This is a genomic window from Bradyrhizobium guangxiense, from assembly GCF_004114915.1.
Taxonomy (GTDB): Bacteria; Pseudomonadota; Alphaproteobacteria; order Rhizobiales; family Xanthobacteraceae; genus Bradyrhizobium; species Bradyrhizobium guangxiense.
Genome location: NZ_CP022219.1, coordinates 307,295 through 326,447, shown reverse-complemented (window position 1 = coordinate 326,447; position 19,153 = coordinate 307,295). Strand labels below are relative to the sequence as shown.

16 protein-coding genes are annotated in these 19,153 nt (G+C 63.5%); 10 read left to right on the top strand and 6 right to left on the bottom strand.

Annotated features, from left to right (window positions below):
• Positions 1 to 8: 8 nt before the first annotated feature.
• Both X268_RS01520 and X268_RS01515 read right to left on the bottom strand, forming a co-directional pair.
• On the bottom strand, positions 9 to 1,253 hold the full coding sequence (locus X268_RS01520; protein ID WP_128923293.1) for an acyl-CoA dehydrogenase family protein: 1,245 nt from the start codon (positions 1,251 to 1,253) through the stop codon (positions 9 to 11).
• Between the two features lie 112 nt (positions 1,254 to 1,365).
• Positions 1,366 to 2,304 carry a helix-turn-helix domain-containing protein gene (locus tag X268_RS01515; RefSeq protein ID WP_128923292.1) on the bottom strand — a complete coding sequence of 313 codons (939 nt, stop codon included), beginning with the start codon at positions 2,302 to 2,304 and terminating at the stop codon, positions 1,366 to 1,368.
• 1,585 nt (positions 2,305 to 3,889) lie between these two features.
• Here X268_RS01515 and X268_RS01510 point away from each other — a divergent pair.
• From X268_RS01510 to X268_RS01485, 6 genes are all read left to right on the top strand, one after another.
• Positions 3,890 to 4,609 carry a hypothetical protein gene (locus X268_RS01510; RefSeq protein ID WP_128923291.1) on the top strand — a complete coding sequence of 240 codons (720 nt, stop codon included), beginning with the start codon at positions 3,890 to 3,892 and terminating at the stop codon, positions 4,607 to 4,609.
• Between the two features lie 418 nt (positions 4,610 to 5,027).
• Complete coding sequence (locus X268_RS01505; protein ID WP_128923290.1) at positions 5,028 to 5,594, top strand: hypothetical protein; 567 nt, start codon at positions 5,028 to 5,030, stop codon at positions 5,592 to 5,594.
• A 336-nt stretch (positions 5,595 to 5,930) separates the two neighbouring features.
• On the top strand, positions 5,931 to 6,155 hold the full coding sequence (locus X268_RS01500) for a hypothetical protein (protein ID WP_128923289.1): 225 nt from the start codon (positions 5,931 to 5,933) through the stop codon (positions 6,153 to 6,155).
• A 267-nt stretch (positions 6,156 to 6,422) separates the two neighbouring features.
• Entirely contained in the window at positions 6,423 to 9,197 is a 2,775-nt protein-coding gene (locus X268_RS01495) for a T6SS phospholipase effector Tle1-like catalytic domain-containing protein (protein WP_128923288.1), read from the top strand.
• Between the two features lie 127 nt (positions 9,198 to 9,324).
• A complete protein-coding gene (locus X268_RS01490) occupies positions 9,325 to 10,008 on the top strand; it encodes a response regulator transcription factor (protein WP_164938084.1) in 684 nt (227 codons plus the stop codon).
• Positions 10,005 to 11,954 carry a sensor histidine kinase gene (locus X268_RS01485; protein ID WP_128923286.1) on the top strand — a complete coding sequence of 650 codons (1,950 nt, stop codon included), beginning with the start codon at positions 10,005 to 10,007 and terminating at the stop codon, positions 11,952 to 11,954. The genes X268_RS01490 and X268_RS01485 overlap by 4 nt, the downstream gene beginning before the upstream one ends.
• Positions 11,955 to 12,088: 134 nt before the next feature.
• Here X268_RS01485 and X268_RS01480 read toward each other — a convergent pair whose 3' ends face one another.
• The gene (locus tag X268_RS01480) at positions 12,089 to 12,373 is read right to left on the bottom strand and encodes a hypothetical protein (protein ID WP_128923285.1); all 285 of its coding nucleotides are present in this window, start codon (positions 12,371 to 12,373) and stop codon (positions 12,089 to 12,091) included.
• A gap of 236 nt (positions 12,374 to 12,609) precedes the next feature.
• On the opposite strand from X268_RS01480, the gene X268_RS01475 reads away from it, so the two are divergent.
• Positions 12,610 to 12,834, top strand: a complete 225-nt coding sequence (locus X268_RS01475; protein ID WP_128923284.1) for a cysteine rich repeat-containing protein — start codon at positions 12,610 to 12,612, stop codon at positions 12,832 to 12,834.
• Positions 12,835 to 13,095: 261 nt separating this feature from the next.
• On the opposite strand, the gene X268_RS01470 is transcribed toward X268_RS01475, so the two are convergent.
• Together X268_RS01470 and mddA are read right to left on the bottom strand one after the other, a co-directional pair.
• A complete protein-coding gene (locus X268_RS01470; protein WP_128923283.1) occupies positions 13,096 to 13,518 on the bottom strand; it encodes a GFA family protein in 423 nt (140 codons plus the stop codon).
• A 218-nt stretch (positions 13,519 to 13,736) separates the two neighbouring features.
• Positions 13,737 to 14,525, bottom strand: coding sequence for a methanethiol S-methyltransferase (gene mddA, locus X268_RS01465; RefSeq protein ID WP_164937471.1), 789 nt, complete (start codon positions 14,523 to 14,525; stop codon positions 13,737 to 13,739).
• A gap of 133 nt (positions 14,526 to 14,658) precedes the next feature.
• Between mddA and X268_RS01460 the strand changes: the two genes are divergently transcribed.
• Positions 14,659 to 16,206 carry a winged helix-turn-helix domain-containing tetratricopeptide repeat protein gene (locus X268_RS01460; protein ID WP_128923282.1) on the top strand — a complete coding sequence of 516 codons (1,548 nt, stop codon included), beginning with the start codon at positions 14,659 to 14,661 and terminating at the stop codon, positions 16,204 to 16,206.
• Between the two features lie 45 nt (positions 16,207 to 16,251).
• Here X268_RS01460 and irr read toward each other — a convergent pair whose 3' ends face one another.
• Positions 16,252 to 16,737, bottom strand: a complete 486-nt coding sequence (irr, locus tag X268_RS01455) for a Fur family transcriptional regulator Irr (RefSeq protein WP_128923281.1) — start codon at positions 16,735 to 16,737, stop codon at positions 16,252 to 16,254.
• A gap of 184 nt (positions 16,738 to 16,921) precedes the next feature.
• On the opposite strand from irr, the gene X268_RS01450 reads away from it, so the two are divergent.
• Positions 16,922 to 17,233, top strand: a complete 312-nt coding sequence (locus X268_RS01450) for a hypothetical protein (RefSeq protein ID WP_128923280.1) — start codon at positions 16,922 to 16,924, stop codon at positions 17,231 to 17,233.
• A 297-nt stretch (positions 17,234 to 17,530) separates the two neighbouring features.
• A complete protein-coding gene (locus tag X268_RS01445) occupies positions 17,531 to 19,081 on the top strand; it encodes an ABC transporter substrate-binding protein (RefSeq protein WP_128923279.1) in 1,551 nt (516 codons plus the stop codon).
• Positions 19,082 to 19,153: the final 72 nt, after the last annotated feature.

Here is a 19,153-nt window from a genome sequence, read left to right as displayed (position 1 = left end):
CATCTCCCTCAGGCCGCGCCGCTTGCCGCAAGCGGATCGTAGCTGCCTTGCCGAAACATCATGTGCAGTTGCCGTCGCCGTACGCCCATATTGCCGCCATCGAAGATCGGCAGTGCCAGCGCATCCTGGAGCAGACGAGCGAACGGCGCCTCGTGATCATAGCTGTCGACGCCCACCACCCGCATCAGATCGGTGATCACGCGAACCGCCGCTTCCGAACCAAAGATCTTGGCCTCGATGGCAAGCTCATCGGCCCCCGGCGACTGGGTATCGACCGCGTGACACGCCCGCCAGCTGAGATAGCGCGCGGCCTCGATCGTGGTCTTGGCATCTGCCAGCGCGTATCCGACGGCCTGATGCTCGATGATCGGGTGAACGCCGCCGCGCTTTTCGGTCTGGGCAAAATGCAGCGCAAACGCGAAGGCGGCGCGCATCAACGCCACGCCGAAGATGCCGACGAGCGCCGCCGTCCCCGTGAAGGCGGCGGCTGTCAGGGCGAGCCCCGCCCCTTCCTGGCCCAGCAGATTGCGGTGCGGCGCCGCGACATTCTGCAAGCCGAACTGCGGCACCAGATGCCCGCGATGACCGATCGTGTCGATGGCGCGCTCGAACACGAGGCCCTTGACCGGTCCCTCGACAGCAATGATCGAGATCGCTTCACTGGGGGGCGCCGCTGCATCCGTTCGGCACACGACGCATAGGATGTCGGCGCCCTCGCGATCCCAGCCCGTGGCCGAGGAGACCCATTTCTTGCGGCCGTTGATGACCCAATTGTCGCCCTCCCGTCTCGCGGTGGTGCGAACCCCTTCACCCGGCGGAGGCGAGCCGGAATTGGCGCTACCGCCGGGCTCGCTGGAGCAGAATCCGGCGAGCGGCGCGCCACTCGTCCTCAGAAACGGCACGAGTAGGCGCTGGCACTGGTCCGGCGTGCCGCCGAGCAGAATCGGGAGCAAGCCGAGCACGGTGCCGAGCATCGTCAGTGTCACGCTGGCGTTCACGCTGTAGAATTCCTCGGCCAGGATCGCCATGTCGATCAAGCCGGCATTCTCGCCACCTGCGGGCGACGGAATGCATTTGCGCAAATAGCCGGCGGCGACCATGGCTTCATAGGTGGGCCGGGTCGCGAGAAAGCGCTCTTCCGGTGTTGCCAGCAGCTCGGCGCGCCGGGCCTCGCTCAGCACCTCTCTGGCGAACTTGCGCGACGCGCGCTGAAGATCCCGCTGCCGTGTCGTAAGCGTGAAATCGATCGCCATGGCGATGTCCTCTGATCCCAGATGCCAGCCGTCGGGGAATGGCTATCCCGGGATCAGAATTTAGTCTTGGACGGCAGCGCCCGATTTCTTGGCGTGGACCGAACCGGGTCGGTCAGCGTGCGCTGCTCGCACGCCGAAACTCGCGCGGAGCCAATCCGTGGCTGCGCTTGAACAGACGGTTGAAATGCGAGATGTCGCGAAAGCCCGCGGCAAAAGCGATTTCAGCAATGGTCCGGTGAGCGCATTGGGGATCCAGCAGCCGGCGCGTGCAGGCGGCAATCCGCCGGTCATTGACGTGTTCGCCGACCGAGCTGTCCGTCATGGCAAAGAGACGATGGACGTAGCGCTCGGAGCAGCGGAACTTAGCAGCGAGGGCTGCCGCGCCGAGTTCGGGGTCCTCGCTATGCCGCGCGATATGGTCAATCATCATCGACAGCAGGACGGGGATGTGCACGCGCTCGGCGGACAGATCGCTCAGCACGTCGGGCGCGTGTGCGATCAGATCGACAACATGCGCACCGACGGTGGCCGAGGTCATTGAATGCCGATGGTCCGCCAGACAGACTTCGGCATAGCCGGCGAGCGTCTTCGACAGAGCCCGGCCCGTCTCCGTGCGAGACAGGTTGAGCCGCGGACGATCGAGCAGCCCGCTCGGCAGCAGCCGTCGGGGTACCGCAAAGCAGAAGAGCTTGAAATTGTGGCAGTTGGCGATCTCGAACGGCTCCGTCGTATCGGCGACGGCGAGATCGCCGGGCGCACAGGTCTGCTCGTGGTGGCGTTGCGTGGTGCGCCCCAGCCCTTCGATCTGTAGGTTGAAGAAACAAAGATCGTCGGTGCTCCCGGAAATATGTGAGGCAAGTCGACGTACCGTATGCCGCGTCGCCGTCACCAGGGAGACTTGGATTGGCGCAGCGTCAGCTCTGGAAATGGCGCCTTCAAACGGCTCGTCCGCAATCCTGCGCGGCTCAAGACGAACAAATGCCGCGGCAAGGTCGTCCGCCCAGCTTCCAAAGGGTTGGTCCGCGCGTCGCGGCTTGGTCGACCATTCCATGAGCACCCCATACAAATTGCAAGGGTCCCGGTCGGCATAGGATATCGCCAGCGCAATACGCGGTCAAATTCCGGCCAAAATGGCAAGTTCGCGTTCACACCGAAGCGGGGACAAAAAAGCTCCAAGTGCTTGGAGCGCTGGGCACCAGCACCACAATGGCTTTGGTCGCACCGACAGTGCCAGCCACAAACGTCGCGATCCTCGCCACCACCAAGGAGTACGACACCCGGGATGCGCCTCATGGGACGGGACAAGGTGCTGCGGCGACCGTCCCCGGACAGGGCGAAGATCGTCGCGGCGGAGGGAGGAGAAGCCGGAGTTGGCGCCTAGACCCGTTGTGCAACACGTCGAGAAAGCCGAGCAACGCCGGCGGTCTTGTCAACAGCAGATCGATCCTGAGATCAGCGAGGTGGCGGTGAAGCTTCGTCTTGCCAACGTCATGCGGAAGATGCAGGCTGCCTCGATCAGCGGACTCATTCGCATTTTGGGAGACGCTAGCGATCTCCCTGGGCAAGGCCCGAGCGGAGCCGTGATAACTGCGGTTGCACAATAGCGAGCTGACGTTCAAAGGACCGGATTGGCCGACCTCCTCAGGTCCTGGCGCCAGCCCAACTATCGACAGCTGGGCTTGCTTCGCTCACCAACGCGATACACTCTTGAAGCTCAAGCCGCTCCCGTCAACAGTGCAAATCGTAAAAAATCGAAGCTTGGCGCGCAAAATCGTACGATTGGTGGCGGGGAGCGCTACCGCCCTTCCCCACTCCAAACAAACCTACGTTGCGTTATCCGATCTTACGAATGGCAGTTCGTGAGCGCAGGGACGAGCGCAGCTCTACGCTCATAGAGAAACATCGAAAGACCTAGGGTTGCCGATCGGGCGCAAGCGGTCTCGTCGAAACAGCCGGTGTCGCGCGATTCATTAGATCGCTGCCATAGCAAACGGCCGGATACAGCGGATAAGCAGTGCGGCGGAGAGAGTGGGAGTCAAACCCACGATTTTCGATCATTCCGCTCGAACAGCTGAGACTAACCTCGCGGTCGATCCCTCCGGAGGTTCGGTCAGAGTCGGGTTCGATTCCGATCGGCGCGATTGTAGAGTCCGGAACTGCATGGGCGCGCCCGCTACGGGAAGCCTGCTATTATTTTTGTCGGCGAATACCGCGCGTCATCCTGCTGGTATTTGTGCTGGTATCGGCAGCAATCGACGATAAAAGTGACTTCAAATTCAAATTGTTATGGTACTAAGCGATTGTCGGCCAGGGGCACCATTCGGAAAGGTGAAGCAACGCGCGGCTTCGTCGCGCCTGCCGTCGCATTCGATGCGCGGCGCAATTTGGGAGGCCGCCGTCCTCACGCCAGTCTTGTTTTCCCCCCCGGCTTCGGAGCTCAGGCCAAAGGCGGCGCTGCCCGCCGTGTCATCGACGCTACATATGGGACCGCTAGCGTCCGCCGCATCGGGGACGCCAGCTCGCGATCGAACGGTCCCACCTTCAGTCGTTGGGCTGCAAGGTTGCTGGATGGTGTGCTCGAGACGGGGCAACGAACGTTGTCCCTGGCAATCAGCATCCAGTAAGGATCAAGTACCGTGAAGAAATACAGGATCGGCCTAGCGGCCATTGCGTTCGCGGCTGCCGGCATGAATGGTGCCCAGGCTGCAACCATTAATAACGTCGCCAGCGGGAGCGTGGCTGTCGTGGGAGCTGCCTGCTGCAGCACAGGCCAAGTGTTTCCCAACATCATTCTCGATGCCGCAAACAATCGTTCGAATTATCTCGTTTTCGACGTCGGCCCTCTCGCTACCCTGCTTGGCGGCAAAGACGCAAAATCCGTCACGTTGACGCTCAATCAGCCCGGCTTTTACGGCAGCACCGATGCGACAGAGACTTTCTCGCTGTGGGATTTCACTGGGAATGTCAATGCGTTGAAGAATTACAGCTTCGCCAACCCGCCTTCGGCGGCAGACGCGGCATCGATCCGAGACGACCTGCGCAGCGGGATCAGCTACGGAAGCACGGTCATTGCAAAGCCCGTCGGCGCTCTTTCGATCCTGACGATCATGCTGAACGATGACGCAGTTGCCGCGATCAACAGCGCGCTCCACTCTGCGAACCATCTGTTCGCCATCGGCGGCTTTTCGAGCACGTTGACCGGCTCGCAGCTGCTGTTTCAGTCCTCGGGCGGCGGTGCAAGCCTGGATGTCAGCCCTGTGCCGGGCCCCGTTGTCGGCGCGGGTCTTCCTGGCCTGATCGCCGCATGTGCGGGATTGCTCGCCTGGAGGCGACGCCGCTCGGCTGCAAACGCATAGGGGCTTTGAACTATCCACGATCCCGACCTCGTTTCTCCTTCGTGCCGAAATTGCCGGCATGAATGTCGTGACCGGGATGCCCCAAGAGCGGGCACCAGGCCGGAAAGGCCGGTGCCCGTCAGCCGTGCAGTCACCTCAATCCAGCAGCGCGGGCAACTCTGCGGGTGAGGCGGCGATATGCAATCACAGATTGTGTGGTGTTCAATTTCCGCTCGCAGGCAACCGCAAGTGGCGGCATTCGGTTGCATGCTGTACGCGCTGCGTCTAATGGTTTAAATTTCACCCACCCCATTGAAATTAAGTCATTATTCGAAGTTTTTTGTTCCCCGAAGCAACCTCTTGACAAGGGGTGAATTAAAATAAATAATTCAATCTGTTTTTAATGCGATTCAATTGTTTCCGGACAGGAGTATAGTCCATGAAATCCAAAATGTTTTCGGCGGCTGCTTTCGCACTTGGACTTTGCCTCGTCTCAGCGGCACCTGCGGGCGCCATCACGTTGACTCCGGGCACTGCGGTTCTTAGCGGCGGCGCCAGTCTCATCGGCGGTGGAGCGAAGATCAAGTTCGACGCCAACACGGCAGGCGAGAGCGCGACCTGGACTTTTGCATCCGTTCCGGGGCAGACGTACGTGATCTCTGTGACCGGCCATAGCGACAGTTCCGCGTCTTTCTTCCAGTTCTTCATTGACGCCGATGGCCCTGGAGCCGGTACCGGCTTCGTCCAGATTGGTGGTGACCATAATTTCGGCAGCGGGTTCAGCACGTTCATTCTGCCGTCCTACGTTGACCTCGGATCGACCGATTATTTTCGAATCGTCAACGGCACCACGGGCGGCGGTCAGACTGGCAATAGCGCGGGTCAGATCGAGGTTGCCGACGTGACAATCCAGGCGGTCCCGGGACCGATTGTCGGAGCAGGATTGCCCGGCCTGATCATGGCTATTGGCGGCCTGCTCGCCTGGCGCCGCCGACGAATAGCTTGATGTAGGTGCTCAAGCCGATCGATTAAGACCGCCCACGGGCGGTCTTTTCGTTTTGCCTTGCAGATCGCTCTCTTTGGAGGCCGTGCCGCTCGCAGCGGATGGCTGGTGCGCGCGCCCGATCGGGCCGCTTCATCACCGCAAACCTTGACGCACTGACCCCGGGCGTCAGGGCGACACGCTTTTGCCGTACGCGGAACGCACCGGTCGTGTGCGCGTCAGTCAACCGCTCACGGACCAAACTCGCTCTACGATTGCTGGCGCGCCGATGCACTCATTCGACTTCGCTGCACCAATCCCTATATCCTGTGGCAACCGATCCGATGCAGCGGACAGCTGATGGCCAGGACACGCACGACGGACGCCGACGACCTTCCCCGCTATTTCGTCTGGGTCCGGGGCCTCGAAGGCCCGGAGCCGCAGAAATGGATGGCGATGGATTTCGGTATCGGCGACTGGAAGCGGCCGCTCGTGCTGGCCTATCTGGAGCTGCCGCCGGACGAACGTCGCCTGACGTTGTCGGCGCTGGCCCGGCGCTATCCGGCGCCGCGGGTCGATCCTTAGAGCGTTTTCGAGCGAAGTGGACACCGGTTCGCGTGAAGAAAACGCGTCAAAACAAGAATCTAGAGCTTCGGTTCTGATTCAATCAGAACCGAAGCTCTAGGCCGCGTCAGCGCACCGCTCAGCCGAGGCGGGACGATCCCGCTTGCTACCTCAACGGGATCGAGTGCAGAATACACCCGCCTTTCATGACGCAACGATTGTTACGCTTCGGGAAGTCCAGCCCGGTTTGAGCCTGACGCTTTCCCGGTTAAATTGCCGGAGGGGCCCATGACGCATCATGATGTCGGCCGCAACGCCGTGTCTCCCGAGCGGGAACGGGCGCCCAGTGCTGCGGATGCAAGCGAGAGCGCGGGCACCGCCCCATCAAAACGCAAGCTGGTGCTGTTTGCGGACGGGACAGGCAATGCCTTCACCACCCAGGAATCCAGCGTCTGGCGCCTCTATGAGGCGCTCGACCACACCCAGCCCGATCAGATCGCGCACTACATCAAAGGCGTCGGCACCGCCGGCTGGGCGCCGCTCGCCGCGCTCGACGGTGCCACCGGCATCGGCGTGCCCTCCAACGTCCGCAAGCTCTATCGCTTCCTGTGCTGGAACTGGCGACCCGGCGACGAGATCTACATCTTCGGCTTCAGCCGCGGCGCCTTCACCGCGCGCACCTTGGCGGCACTCATCGCGAGCCAGGGGCTGGTGCCGGCGGAGATCGGGGGCGAGCCGGTTTCGCACGCCGAGATGGGACGCAACGCCATGGCGGCGTGGCGGGCCTACCGTAAGAAGTCGATCGGCTATCGCAGCCTTCCAACGATCTGGATTGCGCGCTGGATGCGCGACCTGCTGCTCCTGATCTATCATTTCGTCTGCAGGCACCGCTCCTATGGCACGGTCCGCAAGGCCATGGCCGGCCGCAGGAACGTCAACATCGAGTTTCTCGGGCTGTTCGACACTGTCGAGGCGTTCGGCGTACCGATCGAGGAACTGCGCGCGGCGATCGACTGGTCGATCTGGCCAATCTCATTCCGTAACCACGAACTCTCGCACGCGGTGAAGCGTGCCTGTCATGCGCTCGCTCTGGACGACGAGCGCACCAGCTTCCACCCCTTGCGCATCGACCAGAGAAAACTGAAGGAGACGCACCAGATCGTGGACGAGGTGTGGTTCGCCGGCGTGCACTCCGACATCGGCGGCGGCTATCCGGAATCCACCCTCTCTTTCGTCCCGCTGGTCTGGATGATCGAGCAGCTCGGCGACCAGCTCCGCTTCCAGGACGGATCAATCGAGCATTTCCAGGCCTATCAGTCGGCGATCGCCCCCCGCCATGATTCACGCAGTGGCGCGGCGGTGCTGTACCGATACGATCCTCGCCCGATCCTCGGGGGCGCGGAGAATGGCGGCCCGCCTGTGGTGCACTTCGCGGTGGTCGAGCGGATGCTGTTCGGCTGCGACGACTACGCGCCGATCATGCTTCCTGCAAACGCACGCGTGCTGATGCCGGACGGAAGCATCCAGGAGCTCACCGACGGCGGCACGCACAAGGCGATGCAGGAGGCGTATCTCAGGAAGGCAAAGGGCCTGGCGAGCAAGGAGGAGGCCTGTGCCTTCACCACCATGGCAGCGCCCAACGCCGAGATGGTCAATCTCGCGCACGGCGCGGTGTGGTGGCGGCGCATCGCCTATTTCGCGCTCCTCGCCATGGCGGGCGTGATCGTCGCCTGGCCGTGGATCGCGCGCAAGATCGTCGAACTGTCGGTGGACAGCGGCCTGCGCGATACTCTCGTGCTGCGGGTCATCACCCATATCGACTGGGGCGTCGGCGCCTTGGTCGGGTCCATCGCCAACGCGCTCAGGAACGTGTTGCCGTCCTATGCAGGACCATGGCTCGACATCGCGCTTTACTATCCCTTCCTGACCTCGCTCGTGGTGCTGCTGACCTGGGGCGTCTGGCATGTGAACTCCCGGCTGCGCGACGGCATCCAGGAGCGCGCGCGGCTCGCCTGGTATCGGCCGGATCGCAAGGCAAGCGTGAAGAACCTCAGCAGACTGAACTTCTTGTTCAAGTTCGGCGGCTTCATGCAGAGAAATGCCGGCTGGATCCACTTTCCGTTCGCCAAGCTCGTGTTTCCGGTCGTCTCCATCATCGCGATCTATGGCTTGGGTCTTCTGATCGGCTCGAACAGCTTCTTCACCTGGCGCGTCGCGACGGGACAGGTTTGCGAGAGCCCGGAAACAAAAGCGGAAAGAGAAAAGGGCGAGGGGGCAACGGTGCCGGCGAACATCGCGCCGGCCGCGCCGGTAGGCGAGGACGCAGTGCAGGCGACCGGGCTGTTCAAGGTCGACCAGTTCTGCTGGGCGAGCAGGCTCGCGGTCGAGAAGGGCCGCAAATATCGCGTCTGGATCGATATGAAAGAACCCTGGTTCGACCGCACGATCATGACCGGCGTCAACGGATTCCAGACCTACGAAACCCATCACTACGTCGCCTTGCCGCTTCGGCGGCTGCTCGGGGCGAACTGGTTTCAGCCAATGGTGCGCGTCGGCGAGAAGGGCTTGAACGACCAACCGCTGCAAGCCGTGAATGCGATGTCCGCCGACGAGCTGCCCCGCCGGATGAATCCGACCCTCCCGGCGGAAAAGGACAACGACAAGTCGACGAACAGATATCCCGTGCATGTCGAAGATGCGACGGAGCTGCCGGATCCCTCCGACACGGAGAAGCTGCAGAAGCTCAAGAGCGACGTGGCCGGGATGAGCACCTTCGACGCGCTTCCGAACAGCGATACGGCTCGCAAGGTCTGGAAGGCGCAGAAGCTGGCAGACCAGATGGTTGCCGAATTCGTGGCGCCGGACTCCGGTGAGCTGTTCTTCTACGTCAACGACGCCGTGCAGATCTTTCCGCGCTTCCTGCGATGGATAGTCCCGGCAAGATACGCCGCCTATTTCGGACCGGACGACCAATATTACAAGAACAACAGCGGCACGGCGCGGATCACGGTGCAACGGCTCCCGGCCCCCGACAAGCCGGTGTCCTCGCCCGCGAGCAAATAGCATGGCCGCGTGATCCGCTGCGCTCCGAGAGACTTGCCGCCCCCATGATTATGGGTGTCGCGACATCCGCACTGCGGTTAAACTTGCCCTTGCGCCGCGGGGGACACGCGGGTGCGGGACCATGATGATGACCGAACAGGGCGAGACGGGTGAAACCATCACCATCCTCCTCGTCGAGGACGACGCGCCGACCTGCTGGCGGCTGCAGGACGCGCTGGTCAAGGCCGGCTACGAGGTGCGCAGCGCCGGCACGCTCGGCGAGGCCCGTTCCACCCTTGCCGACGGCGCGCCCCGTGTGCTGCTGACCGATCTGCGGCTACCCGACGGCCACGGCGTCGAGCTGATTCGCGAGATGAGGCGGCGCTTCCCTGACACCGAGATCATGGTGATCTCGGCGCTCGGGGACGAGGAAAGCGTGATCTCCGCGATCACGGTCGGCGCCACCGGTTATCTGCTCAAGGACGCCTTCCCCACCGACATTGCCACCACCGTGCGCGATCTGGTCGCCGGTCATTCGCCGATCTCGGCCTCGATCGCGCGCTTCATCGTGCGCAGAACACAAGGTGCCGCGCAGAATTCGGCGGAGCCGTCCCCCGGACCCGCACTCAACACGGCCCGGCTGACACCGCGCGAGATCGACATCCTCTGGGGCATCGCAAAGGGCTTCAGCTATGCCGAGATCGCCAGCCATCTCGGCCTCTCCAAGCAGACCGTGCCCGGCCATATCAAGAACATCTATCGCAAGCTCGAGGTGCACACGCGCAGCGAAGCGGTGTTCGAGGCGGTGCAGCAGGGCCTGATCAAGCTGTGAGCGAGATCGCGGCCAAAGCACCGACGAAGGTACCTGCGAAGGCGGCGGCCAAACCCGCGCGTCGACGGCTGCTGGCTTCGCGCCTCGTGCCCTATCTCCTGCTCCAGGCCCTGATCGTGGTCGTCACCATTCTTGGGCTTCGACTGCTGCAGCCGAGCGACCCTGATGATTTCGCGTTGAGCGATTTTTCGGCGCGGGAAGACGGCCTGACCCGCCCCGTGACGCTGCCGCATTTCACGTCATCGCGCTCCTCCCTGGCCGCCCCGCCGTTCTATGCCGTCGCCTTCACGTTCCGGAGCGCCGATGCGGCATCGGGCTGGTCGGTGTCCCTGCCACGATTCAGCAACGCAGTGGAGGTCGCCGTCAACGGCGTCGTCGTGCTCGACTCCCGGCGCGACGCCAACGCCAACCGGCCCGACCGCAACACGCCCGAGATCGCAGCCATCCCAGCTTCGCTATTGCGCGATGGCACCAACGATATCACGGTGCGGCTGTTCGTGTGGGGGCCGCTCAAGGGCTTTCTCGACACCGTCTATGTCGGGCCGGACGTCGCATTGCGTCCGGCCTATGAGACGCGCACGCTGCTGTTCGTCACCCTGCCGGTGGTGTTCTCCGCCTGGCAATCGATCCTGGCCGTCATCCTCGCGATCATGTGGCTGATGCGGCGTCACGAACCGGTCTATGGCGTGCTGGCCGCCGCGATGCTGCTCGGCGTGGTGCAGGCGTTCGCGCCGCCGCCGGTGCCGCCGGCCACGGTATCCCGGCTCGCCGCGGTGCTGCTGGCCTCCGCGCCGATCGAGAGTGCGCTGATCGTGGTGTTCGGCGTGCTGTTCTTCGGCTGGCGCTGGCCACGCTACGGCACGCTGCTGTTCGTGCCCGGTGTCGTAGTGTTCGTGGTCGGGCTGATCGGGGGGCCGCCGCTGCCGCGCATCCTCTTCCTGGTGCTCGGCATTCCCACCGTCGGGCTCTGCCTGTTCCTGATGGCCTGCGTCACGGCGACCGCCGTGGTGCGGCGGCAGGACGCGGCGAGCTTCACGATCGGCTGCGCAGTGACTATCGTGCTGACCTGCTGGGTGCAGGACATGCTCACCGTGCTCGAGATCACGACCAATGATCGCATCTTCGTCTCGCGCCTGTCCTATTCGGCCATGCTGGTCGCGATCGGCGCCGGGCTGACCTGGCGCTTCGCCCGCGCGCTGAACCAGGTCGACAGTTTTGCCGGCCAGCTCGTGACGAGGGTGCGGGAGGCCGAGGAGCGGCTGAAGGCGAGCTTTGCCCGCGAGGAGGAGCGCGCGCGCGCCGCCGCGCTCGCTAATGAGCGCACGCGCCTGATGCGTGACCTGCATGACGGCCTCGGCGGCCAGCTCGTCAGCATCGTCGCGCTCTCGGAACGTGGCCATGAGGGCGCGACCATCACGGATGCCGCCCGTGCCGCGCTGAAGGATCTGCGTCTCGTCATCGATTCCATGGACGACATCGGCGGCGACCTGATGCTCGCCCTCGGCTCCTGGCGCGAGCGCGCGACGGCGCAATTGCGGCCGCACGACATCACGCTCGACTGGCGCGTGGCGACGCCGCAAGGCGTGCCGCTGCATCCCGAGCTCAGGCCATGGCACGTCATCCAGATCGTGCGCATCCTCGACGAAGCCGTGACCAATGCGGTCAAGCACGCGCAGCCCCGCCGCATCGCGGTCACCATCGATACGTTCGACGCAGGCCAGGGGCCGTATGGCGTGATCAGCGTGACCGATGACGGGAACGGCTTTGCGCTGAACGGCAATGGCGAGGCCGGACGCAACGGTCAGACCGCGCGCGGCCTGCGCAACATGAGAAGCCGCGCGGCACGCTGCGGCGCGGTGCTCGATCTGAGTTCCGATGCAAGCGGCACGCGGGTGCGGCTGCAATTGCCGCAGCGTTTTCCCGACAGCGACATGGCCGTGGGCTGAAAGGCCCCCTCCCCGAACGTGTGGGGCGCACGGAGAGAGGGGACGGGCCGGGAAATCCGCCTGCGGCGGACGGGGGTGTTCGTCCGCAAGCCCTTGGCCCGAAGCGATGCAATCAATTCAGTCCAATGGGAATATCAGCGCACGCCGACGCGATTGACCGGGCCGCCACGATTCATCGGCGTTCCCGCGCGCACGCCGACACCGGGCGCGCCGACGCCGGGCGTTGCGACCGCCGCCGCGGCGACCGGCGCTCCCACGACCACCGCTCCCGTCGGCCGCACCACGCAGCCCTTGGGCACGCCGACGGTCTTGCAATAGACCACTGCCTGCGCCGGGCTCGTGCCCAGCGACACCATCGCCGCGCTCACCAGCGCCATGACCGTCAGCCCTGTGCCCAGCGCTCCAGCTCTCTTCGACATCCTTGCTCTCCTGCTTCCCGTTCGGCGTCCCGATGCAATCACCGGGTCTCGCAGCCGAGGTGCAGCCTGAATGACAAAAGACGACGCACGAATACATGCCATGAAGATGGGGGTACCGCGGCCGGCAGAGCTCGCCGGTGCCATGAACATGGCATGGACCCGCGCCTGGCCTTTGCGGGATGGTCCGGCCCGATTGATCCCGGTCGGGACCAACAAGGATTCCAAAGAGGTGCTTCATGAAGATTTCGGTTCTTGCCGCGCTGCTGCTCGCCGCCCCCGCCCCGCCCGCTGCGGCGCAATCCGGTCCGTCGCCCCAGGAGCAAATGGCCTGCCGCGGCGACGCCAGCAAATTCTGCGCCGAACACATCGGCAAGCCGCCGCAGATGAACGCCTGCCTGCGTGAGAACAAGTCGAAGCTCTCGGACTCCTGCCGCAAGGTCATTGAATCGCGCGGCGGCTGATGCGTCCTCCTTCTCCGTTGGAAGAAGCCAGAGAGGGCGGCGCACTGCCGCCCTCTCGATAGAATTGCGAAGCCGAACTTCGGCATTTGGGGAGGCCGGAGCGCCCGCCTGGCCCTTCGAGACGGCGATGATGCGCCTCCTCGGGATGAGGCCCATCGGCATCGGCACCCGTTGAAACCGCAGCCGCGCACTCGATCCTCATCCTGAGGGCCCGCCAACAGCGGGCGTCTCGAAGGATGGCCGCAGGCAACAGCCTTGTCGCTACTCCTGCATCATCTCGCCGCTGCCGCCGAACTCGGCCGGAAAATCCTTCAGCTTGGGCAGGCCGTCGCGCATCGGCAGCACCGTCTCGGCATAGTTGACGTGAACCCCGGGCGCGAAGGCGAGCGTCGGGATGGTGGCGGAGAAGACGTCGACCAGGCCGAGCGGCGGGGGGTTGGTCATGAGATGACCGCCGCACTTCTTGCAATATTTGCGCTGGCTGAGCGGCGTCTTGGCGAATGTCTCGATATTCTCGGCGCCTTCGGTGACGCGCACGGCTTCAGGCTTCCACAAGCTGAAGGCGTTGACCGGGCCGCCCGACCACGACCGGCAGGACCGGCAATGGCAATAACCCATCGCCTCCGGTGCACCCGTGACCTCGATCGTCACCGCGCCGCAGAAGCAGTTTCCGACATGTTTCATTTGATCGACTCCGTTGGATGAACAAGGGGGATTCCCTGCCCGCTCCCTCCCGACGACAAATCGGGAAAGACGGGATGCGGAGAGAGAAATTGGGGCGACAAGAGAAGATCGCTCCCCGGGGGGACGTTGAGGGGACGGACGCGTGAGATGCTCGCGTACCTCACCCGGCGCGGCCACGCGTCCTCCGTTCGGCGGACGCGCGCGGTGCCGCGTCGAGGTTAGGATGACCGGCGCCAGGGAATAAGCATCGACACCCGTTGTTTGTATTGCCGGTATTCGTCACCGAAGAGCTCGATGAGGTCGTGCTCCTCCAACGCGATGCCGACGAAGATGTAGAGCGTGGTGACGGCCGCAAACAGCAGATGGCCCGCGGTCATGGTCGGCGCCGCCCAGAACGCAATGATGAAGCCGAGATAAATCGGATGGCGGACGAAATTATAGAGCAGCGGCGTCTTGAAGCGCGGCGGCGGCGACTCCTTCCCGATCAGATGGTTGGTCACCTGATGCAATCCGAACAATTCGAAATGATTGATCAGGTAGGTGCTGGCGAACACCAGGACCCAGCCTGCAAAGGACAGCGTGACCAGAGTCACGGCGAGATCCGGATTCTCGACGTTCCATATGACTGCAGGCAACGGACGCCACTGCCAGAACAGGAGGAGCAGTGACAGGCTCGCGAACAGCACGTAGGTCGAACGCTCGACCGGCTTGGGGACGAACTGCGTCCACCATGCCTTGAACTGCTTGCGCGCCATCACGCTGTGCTGAACGGCGAACAGCGTCATCAGGAGTAGATTGATGATGACCGCCTCGAGGGTCGGCGCGTCGGTTCCGGTGTCGATGGTCTTCGGCACCATCAATCCCATGACGAAGCCGATGGCGTAGAGAACGGTGACGAAAAACACGAGATAGGCCGTAATTCCGTACAGAAAGGCGATGAGCTTGAATATGCGTGAGCCCGCAACCTCCGGGCCTATGGAATGAACCTGGTGATCAAGTTGGGTCATGAAACGCTCCGTTGTGCCGAGACATCGACACTGTTTGGTCTTTGCACCATGCCGGAACGGACGTCCCCAGACTTTCGCGGACCGTTGATTTTCGCCTGAGACGACTTTGATTTTCTCTTGAGACGACAGAAACGTGCGATTTCGCTTTGAAAACAACGTGCTCGACGGCAACCTGCGGGAACTCACCTGCGGCGGGGCGGCCGTGCCGTTGCAGCCGCAAGTGTTCGATCTCTTGCTCTATCTCATCGCGCAACGGGCGCGTGTGGTCAGCAAGGGTGACCTGATCAGCCAGATCTGGAGCGATCGGATCATCTCGGATTCGGCGCTGAACAGCCGGATCAACGCCGCGCGCAAGGCGCTCGGCGACGACGGCGCGACACAGCGGCTGATCAAGACCATTCCACGCAAGGGCTTTCGCTTCGTCGGCGACGTCCGGGAGGAAGCGGCAGCGTCGACCGTGCCGGCCGAGGCCAGGCCGGCTGTTCCGCGCGTGGCCGACCGCCCGGCGGTCGCGGTGCTCGCCTTCGAGAACATGAGCGGCGATCCCGCACAGGACTATTTCGGCGACGGCATCAGCGAGGACATCCTCACCGCGCTGTCGAAGCAGCGCTGGTTCATGGTGATCGCCCGCAACTCGTCCTTCACCTACAAGGGACGCGCGGTCCACATCAGGCAGATCGCGGAGGAGCTAGGTGTCCGTTACGTCGTCGAAGGCAGCGTGCGCAAGGCGGGCAACCGGTTGCGCATCACCGCGCAGCTCAACGATGCCAATTCGGGCAGCCATCTGTGGGCCGAGCGCTATGACCGCGAGCTGTTCGACGTCTTCGCCGTCCAGGACGAGATCACCAACGCGATCGCGGCAGCGATCGAACCGCAGATCCATGCAGCGGAGAGTTTTCGCGCCCATAGCAAGGCGCCCGCGAGCCTGGACGCATGGGATCTCCTGATGCGGGCGCTGTCGCATTATTGGCGGGGGACGAGGGGCGATCACGAGACCGCACGGACGCTGCTCCAACGCGCGATCGCGATTGACCCGAACTACGGCCAGGCGCTGTCGCTGCTCGCGGCAAACCACATGCTCGGCGTGCATCTCGGCTGGGCCGAGCTCGCCACGGTGGCGCCGATGGCGGAGGCCGCCGCGTTGGCCGCGGTGCGCTGCGACCATGAGGACGCCTGGGCGCATGTCGCCCTCGGCAGCGTCTATTTTTCGACACGCAGGCTTGCGGACGCGGGGTCCGAGTTCGAGCAGGCGCTCGCGCTCAATCCGAACTTCTCGCTGGCCCAGGGCTATTGCGCGCTGGCGCTGTCCTATGCCGGCCGGCCGAAGGATTCATTCGAGGCCGCCCAAAGGGCGATCCGGCTGTCACCGCGCGACCCGTCGCTGGCGATCTATCAGGGTATCGCCGGTTATGCGCGTTTCACCGAACGCCAATATGACGAGGCCATCACGCTCGCGCGCGAGGCGATCCGCCATCGCGGCGATCTCACCGGCGCCTACCGCGTGCTCGCGGTCTCGGCCGGCATGACAGGCGACGACATGCTCGCGAAGATGGCGCTGGGCGAGCTGCGCCGCACCCAGCCGGGCATCTCGCTGCACTGGATCGCGACGCAGCTGCCATGGGCCAACGAGGCCGATTGCGAGCACTATCTCGAGGGATTCCGGCGCGCAGGATTGCGGTGAAGCGTGGCTTTCTTCTACCCCTCCCCGGGAGCGGGAGGGTAAGAGCTAGGTCCGCTTGCGGCGCAGGTGGACAATGACGTCGAGCCGGGCGATTTCGTGGCCGGGAAGCGCCTCGGGGATCTTGGTGAAGGCGAGGCCTTCGGCAACGTCGACCAGCACATCCTCGCCTTCGAGGTAGAAGTGCGGATGTACTGAGGTGTCGGTGTCGAAGAACGACTTGATGCCGTCGGCGGCGATCCGGCGCAGCAGTCCGGCCTCGGTGAACTGGTTCAGCGTGTTGTAGACGGTCGCGAGCGACAGATAGGCGTTCGCCGCCATCGCCTCGTCATAGAGGCTCTCGGCGGTGACATGACGATGACCGTTCAGGAACAGCAACTGGCCCAGCGCGAGGCGCTGACGCGTCGGGCGCAGGCCGGCGTTGCCGAGCAATTGCAGGCAGTGCTGTACGGCTGCATCCGGCGGGAGCTCGAGGGCGGCGAGATCAGGACCGCTATCGTCGACTGCAGGGATATTCGAGGCCTGGATGTCCATCTATGGTCTCACGCGTCGGCTCAAGTACGCGGGACGCGCAGCGCCAAGTCCCGCCAGTTGCTATTCGATCGCAAAAGCAGCGGCTTGGCTTTGATCCGGATCAAATTTGCGGGCCGCCTCTGACCTATCGCAAGGCGGCTCGGTTCGTTCCCGGCCAAAATTGAGCGATTTCGATGGGGCTCACATGTCCAAGCCGATTCCCGACAAGGCAGAGATCGCGCTCGAATATCCCGACAAGTTCTATGTCGGCACCTTCGAGCATTCGTCCCGCTTCGAGGCGAAGCTCGACGGCAACGGCGTTGCGCTGGTGCTGCAACATCCCGGCGCGGCCGACGAACGCAAATCGGTGCACCTGCATATCAATTTCGGCCTGCTCGCCGGTATCCTGCGTGAACTCGCCGGCAGTGTCACGGCGTTTCCCAAGGATGACATCGCGCATCGCGAGCAGCTCGCCGACGCACTCGACGAATTGCGACAGGCGCTCGGGCCGAAATGACGCCCTGGCGCTTTTGGTCGCAGGCGCAGACTTGGGCAGCGCCCCCGCAGGCTGCTGGCACGACCAAGGCCGCGTGATCGCCCGGAGCGGGCCGATCCGCCGTGCGCGAAGCTATGCAGAAAACAGGACGGGCTGTACATTTTTTGTGCTGCCACTGTCGAGACTTTCATCTTGCGGCGCCGAACGAGACTATGTGAGCCTCACCCCCGGATGGGGACTGGGATGGGCCGGCCGTCGCTTTGCGCGCGAGGACGTCGCGAAGCGTTTGCGGCCGGTCGCGCTTGAGAAAGATTCGACATGCCAAAACGAGTGTTGCTTGGTCTCCTCCTGGCTTGCGGCCTCACGGCCCCGGCGCTGGCGCAAGAGCCGAAGACGGGGGGCGTGATCAATGCCGTGATCCAGCCCGAGCCGCCCGGCCTGATGCTGGCGCAGGTCCAGAACGGCCCGACCCAGATGGTCTCAGGCAACATCTTCGAAGGGCTGCTGCGCTATAGCCCCAAGCTCGAGCCGCTGCCGGAGCTTGCCGAAAGCTGGAGCGTCAGCGACGACGCCAAGACCTACACCTTCAAGCTGAAGAAGGGCGTCACCTGGCATGACGGCAAGCCCTTCACCGCCGCCGACGTCCTGTTCTCGATGGAGATGCTGAAGCAGACGCATGCCCGTGCCCGCACCAATTTGGCGCAGGTCGACAAAATCGAGACGCCTGACGACTATACGGTGGTGTTCACGCTGAAGCAGCCGTTCGGCCCGTTCCTCGGCATCTTCGAGGTCGGCTCGATGCCGATCGTGCCGAAGCATCTCTATGAAGGCACCGACTGGAAGACGAACCCCTACAACAACGCGCCGGTGGGTACCGGTCCCTTCATGTTCAAGGAATGGCAGAAGGGCTCGTTCATTCGCCTGGTCAAGAACCCGAACTACCATGAGAAGGGCAAACCCTATCTCGACGAGATCTATTGGCAGATCATTCCCGACGCCGCGGCGCGCTCGGTGGCGTACGAGACCGGCAAGGTCGACGTGCTGCCCGGCGGCTCGGTCGAGAATTTCGACGTGCCGCGCCTGTCGAAGCTGAAGGACACCTGCGTCACCGGCGCGGGCTGGGAGTTCTTCTCGCCGCTGGCCTGGCTGTGGCTGAACAACCGACAGGGTCCGCTCGCCGACAAGCGGGTGCGGCAGGCGATCATGTATGCGATCGACCGCGATTTCGCCAAGGACGTGATCTGGAACGGGCTCGGCAAGGTCGCAACCGGCCCGTCCGCCTCGACCATCAAATATTACACCGACGACGTGAAGAAATATCCGTACGATCCGGCCAGGGCCAAGGCGCTCCTGAAGGAAGCCGGCTACAAGGGCGAGAAGATCCGCCTGTTGCCGCTCGCTTATGGCGAGACCTGGCAGCGCTGGGGTGAAGCGGTGAAGCAGAACCTCCAGGACGTCGGCATGACCATCGAGACCATCGCCACCGACGTTGCCGGCGGCAACCAGAAGATCGGCGACTGGGATTACGACATCGCCTTCACCTATCTCTACCAGTATGGCGATCCCGCGCTCGGGGTCGGCCGCAACTACATCTCCAGCAACATCGCCAAGGGCCAGGTCTTCAACAACGTCGAGGGCTATTCCAACCCGGAGATCGACAAGCTGTTTGCCGACGGCGCGATTGCCACGCCGGATTCCAAGCGCAAGGAGATCTACGAGAAGGCGCAGAAGATCCTGGTCGAAGACGTGCCGGTGGCCTGGATGCTCGAGCTGCAATTCCCGACCATCACGCGCTGCAAGGTCAAGAACCTGATTACCACGGGGATCGGGGTCAATGACGGCTTCAAGGACGCATGGCTCGACAAGTGAGGGCGTGCCTTCCTTCACCTCTCCCCGCTTGCGGGGAGAGGTCGAATGTCCGCATGGCGCACATTCGGGTGA